At 46.9% G+C, this 4,780-nt stretch carries 6 protein-coding genes and 1 rRNA gene; 1 reads left to right on the top strand and 6 read right to left on the bottom strand.

What is annotated here, in order from left to right; translation table 11 throughout:
- Positions 1–243 precede the first annotated feature (243 nt).
- The gene (locus EDC32_RS16065) at positions 244–1,473 is read left to right on the top strand and encodes an MFS transporter (RefSeq protein ID WP_132223973.1); all 1,230 of its coding nucleotides are present in this window, start codon (positions 244–246) and stop codon (positions 1,471–1,473) included.
- Positions 1,474–1,647: 174 nt separating this feature from the next.
- Here EDC32_RS16065 and EDC32_RS16060 read toward each other — a convergent pair whose 3' ends face one another.
- From EDC32_RS16060 to EDC32_RS16035, 6 genes are all read right to left on the bottom strand, one after another.
- On the bottom strand, positions 1,648–2,346 hold the full coding sequence (locus EDC32_RS16060; RefSeq protein ID WP_022739181.1) for a FadR/GntR family transcriptional regulator: 699 nt from the start codon (positions 2,344–2,346) through the stop codon (positions 1,648–1,650).
- A gap of 196 nt (positions 2,347–2,542) precedes the next feature.
- The gene (locus tag EDC32_RS16055; RefSeq protein WP_132223970.1) at positions 2,543–2,992 is read right to left on the bottom strand and encodes a hypothetical protein; all 450 of its coding nucleotides are present in this window, start codon (positions 2,990–2,992) and stop codon (positions 2,543–2,545) included.
- 4 nt (positions 2,993–2,996) lie between these two features.
- Entirely contained in the window at positions 2,997–3,359 is a 363-nt protein-coding gene (locus EDC32_RS16050; protein WP_132223967.1) for a hypothetical protein, read from the bottom strand.
- On the bottom strand, positions 3,343–3,870 hold the full coding sequence (locus tag EDC32_RS16045) for a M48 family metalloprotease (RefSeq protein ID WP_158283429.1): 528 nt from the start codon (positions 3,868–3,870) through the stop codon (positions 3,343–3,345). The genes EDC32_RS16050 and EDC32_RS16045 overlap by 17 nt, the downstream gene beginning before the upstream one ends.
- Positions 3,871–3,889: 19 nt before the next feature.
- Positions 3,890–4,177: a M48 family metallopeptidase gene (locus EDC32_RS16795; RefSeq protein WP_158283428.1), complete on the bottom strand. Its 288-nt coding sequence runs from the start codon at positions 4,175–4,177 to the stop codon at positions 3,890–3,892.
- Positions 4,178–4,708: 531 nt separating this feature from the next.
- Positions 4,709–4,780 (bottom strand): 16S ribosomal RNA (locus tag EDC32_RS16035); the annotation flags it as partial.

The raw sequence follows: 4,780 nt of genomic DNA, 5'->3' as shown, positions 1-4,780 counted from the left end.
CTTCTTAACCTCGTTGCTTTATTCCATATCTAATTTTCAAGGTGCGTCTCTCTTTGTTATCACCGCATCGCGGCGACAAGAAATAATATATCACGAACCCAATTTAAAAACAACATTTTTTTATACTAATTTCCAGACCAATAATTTCCACCTCGCCCAAGACGTAGTCTTTCACGCAGATACAAGGCATAAAGTTATTCATAAACAATTACCCACGTCTCATGGGGAGCGCGAGGTGTCCAAATGAAGTATCATTTTACCGGCAAACAGTGGTGGATTCTGCTATTGATTTTCAGCGGCACGCTAATTAACGCGATTGACCGTTCAAGCTTAGCAACTGCCAGTCCGTATATCGCGCAGGAACTTCATCTCGATATGAGCACCATGGGGTTGATCCTTTCGTCATTCGGCTGGACTTACTTGTTGTGTAATCTTCCATCCGGTTGGTTGGTCGATCGCTTCGGGGCCAAGCGAGTATACGGCTGGGCCGCAACGCTTTGGTCCGTCGCATGCGCGATGACCGGATTAGCCCGCAATGTTAGTACGTTGCTGGTGAGTCGAACGTTGGTAGGGATCGGTGAGTCGGCCAACTTCCCCGTTGCGACCAAAGTCGTGCGCGAACATTTCGCCACAACCGAGCGCGGCTTGGCGACAGGGATTTATTTGGCCGGATTACGCTTGGGGTACGCTGTGACACCAGGGCTGATGGCATGGTTGATGCTCACATTTGGAAGCGATACCCGTCCCGATTGGCAAAGCGCATTTTTGGCAACGGGGTTGGGTGGATTGGGTTTTGTTTTGATATGGTTGGCCACTTACCAAGAACATGCTCCACTGACTCCAAAACCAACCTCACCCACGGCCTCCACTCGTATTTTGCTAAAACACCGCAACACATGGGCCATCCTGATCATCAAATTTTTGCAGGATTACCTTTATTATTTGTATTTGACTTGGTTGCCTATGTACTTTGTCACGGAGCGTCATCTATCATTGACATCCGTAGCTTTTTACGCCACCATCCCTTGGATTGCCGGGATGATTGCGCAGCCGCTGGCCGGATTGACATCTGATTTTTTTATCAGTCGTGGACACTCTCCAACAAAAATAAAAAAATTTATATTGATTATCACGCAATTGGTGGCGGCGTCAGTCATCTTCGCCGCCTTTGTCGAATCTGTCCACACCGCGGCCATCCTTTTGATCATCGCTATGGCCGCTGAATCGGCATCTGCAGCCATCTTATGGACTCTCCCTCAGGATATCGCTCCCGAAAAGCTTACGGGTCGACTGGGGGGATTGATGAACACCGCAGGGGCAACGGCAGCCATCGTCTCGCCGATCTTAACCGGCTTGGTCGCCGAAATGGCGGGATTTGCCGCGGCTCTGACCTTGGGCGGAGTTTGTATGCTCATCTCGGTCTTAACCATCGCCTTTTTGCTAGGCCCCATCCGCCCTATCGGTCATTCTTAGCCTGTTGGGCACTGGGACGAAACCAGCAAAGCATTTGTTGCCGGTCGCATGGGCGAAAAACCAGGCGTTGCTCATCAATCCTCCAGACAGTCCGAGCTTGTCGAACGCATAAGAGATGCCACTTTGAAAATTTAATCCCCTTTAAATTGGAAGCGATTTCATTGATATGGATGGCTATCCTTTGTTTCCATGTTTGCTGACCGTTTGTTCCACTCCTTCGAGATGTTGCAACATCCGTTGCCGGGCTAACTCTCGATCCTGTTCCCTGATCGCTTCGATGATCAATTCATGGTCTTGCAATGATTCTAACGACCGTCCAGGAATACTGTAACTTCCCTGTCTGCTTTTGGCCAATAAGTCAAGCAAAGAGAGCATGATCTTCACCAAAACCAAGTTGCAAGAAGCTTCTGCAATAGCCATGTGGAATTGCGCATCCCGTTCATCCAACACTTCCGGTTCGTCTGAATGCGCTTTTGCATCTTGGATAATCCATTCCAGCTTCTCCAAATGATGCGCTTGTCGCCGCTCTGCCGCCCAGGCTGCTGCTTCCGTCTCCAACACTTTTCGAATCTCGAACAAATCATGGACAGCAGCATCCTCCCAATTAGCCTGGGAAAAAGACTCGATGTCTGTCGGTTGAATGTTGGCCACAAAGATGCCCTTCCCATGCTTCACATGCAAAATGTTACGGCCGGCCAGCGTTTTGATCGCATCACGAACCACAGTGCGGCTGACTTGGAACAAAGAAGCCAGATCCCGTTCTGTCGGCAACCGCTCTCCAGGCTTCACTTCTCCTTTTACAATGGCATCCATAATCTGCGAAATAATTCGTTCACTCATCGACGATCGTTCTTCAAAAATTGGCTTGAACATATATGATAATTTCACCCTTTATAAAGCAGATTTGACCAAACCCTAAACAAGGCTCAACCAAAATATATCATAAAACGGCATGCCCTGGGTCAGTCTTGTCATTTAAACTCACAAAACTCAGTCTATAATCGTCACGTTCAATCCTCATGCACAAAGAAAGCCCGGTCCCCCATGGGTAGCCGGGCTGACGACAATCCTATTTCTGATACGCCTTTGCACGAAACACACAAGTATGGGGCGCTTCAATGAAAGGCTCCAACAAATCTTGCTCCTCCAAAACATAAAGATGGTAATAGTCATCACCAATCCAATGCACCAACATTTCATCGACTTGGTCGCCGAGCGCTTCGCTTTCTTCTTCATTGAGCGGTGTCAGCGGCTCAACGGCAATAAAATAACAAGCTCGTTGCGGAATATATGACATGTCGCGCCGTGCGATATAAACCGCACCGATCTGCGTCACACTTTCTAAATCCTCTCTGATTTTTTCAAACGTCTCAGACGAGAGACCATGTGGAAGTAATTCCTCTTCCCCATCAAAATCCTGTTCACACTCTTCATCAGACAATGCCAGAAGTTCTTCCCAGTGCTCTAGTTTTCTTTCATATTGGGCCGCTTTTCCTCGCTCTGTAAAAAAATTCCTCAAAAAATCATATGCTTCCCAGCGCAGTCGATAATCGCTGTGTGGCTATCTCAAACAGTTTCACTCCTTGTTCTACTTCATCGATAGCCAGCTGGACTTTACCCAATTTAAAAAGCGCAAGGGCCCTTGTCAGCAGGATTTTATAGGTGCTTATGATCTGCCGCAACACTTTGACTCCTTCTAACGGGTTATCTACGCTAAAAGCGAGATCAGCAAGCTGATAAAGCTCATCCAACGTCTTAGAAGGCTTGTTCTTTAGCTCCTGATACAGCGCCAACTCTTTTTCTTCTTCCTCTTTCAGTTGTTGCTTCACTTGTTTGGCATAGGCATAAGCTTCTTCAAAGTTGGTGAGTTCACCAGTCACTTCCATAAGATTGAGGAACTCCTCCACCTTGCTCACCCAATCCGGCGCCATTCTTCAAATAGACATCAACGGCTTGATTGCGCAAGCTCGGCAACACCGGTTGGCACCGTAATGCATTCAATCGGTCAGAGAGCGAAGGATGAGAATCGGCATACCCGGTCTTTTCAACCAATGCTTTCTGCATATATTCCTCAAGCCTCTCCCGCTTCTCATCCATACTTGCCATGAGTTCATAGAGCCGGGTCAACGGCCGTGGTTCTTCGTTGCTTTGCTCAGCTTCTTCCAACACCGCCGGCAAAAACTCCTGATAATAATACCGTCCGCCTGCATGATTCATCACCAGGCTCTCGGCCGTCACTTGTGCTGAAGTCGCATTGGCCGCACTGGCATCAGCAATATACTCTTGTTGACGACGCATGACAAAGGTTAAGGCACAAAAGCGGGGATAATACCATTGAATAAATTTGCGGAACAGCGCTTGCAGCCATTCGTATTCATCTTGTTCAAAATAATGCACCAATCCTTTCCACTGCTGATCAAAACAAACGGTACACCCAAGCTCCCAAGGTGGTATCTTTGCCCGATATGTGGCTAATCTCATGCGCCAATACAGCTTTCACTTGCTGATCATCGAGACCAATAAGCATAGGCAAGCCAATATGTAACACATGCCGTCGAGAACCTAGAAGCATCGACTTGGATATGCTCACAACAGAAGCGTTCCACTTGTCGTCCAAAATAACGGTATCAAATCGCGGCGCTTTCATTTTAGTAGTCAACTCATCCAATGTGCGAAACAACTGTGGCACATCTTTTGGAGACAAAACAATCCCCTTAGGTTGGTATTTTTTCACCTTATGTACACGAAGCAGGAAGTAGGACAATGGCAGAGTCATCAATAATAGCTTTAAGGCGCCAAAACTAAATCCTTTTTAAATAAATATAAATATCGAAAGCGCCAGCAAGCCCAAAGTCAAAATTAACGCGCCGCCAAAAACGGCATAGCCCAAAAAATCCAATCAAGCGATATCCTTGCGGTTTTTGGTTTGCATACTGTTCATGCTTTTGGATCAATTGCAGGAATTGTCTTCATTCATTTAGTTCACCTCTTCTATCCATGTACAATGAACATGTCCCTACGCTTTCTCAAACCCTTCATCTTGCACATATAATCATTCTAAGGAAACGTGTTTTTTCTATCCAAACTAGGTCAACATCCCAACCGTCCGACATCCTATCCATGCAAATCAAAAAGCCCCAGCCTAAGGCTGGGGCTTGGTATTCCCTGAAAACTAAAGAGTGAGTATCACGTGACCCAAGAAAATGATCGATATGCTCTAGAAAGAGCTCCTTAGAAAGGAGGTGATCCATCCCCACCTTCCGGTAGGGATACCTTGTTACGACTTCACCCCAATCATCTGCCCCAC

Origin of the sequence: Laceyella sacchari (assembly GCF_004343255.1) — a bacterium.
GTDB lineage: Bacteria > Bacillota > Bacilli > Thermoactinomycetales > Thermoactinomycetaceae > Laceyella > Laceyella sacchari.
This window is presented reverse-complemented; position numbering and strand designations above follow the sequence as displayed.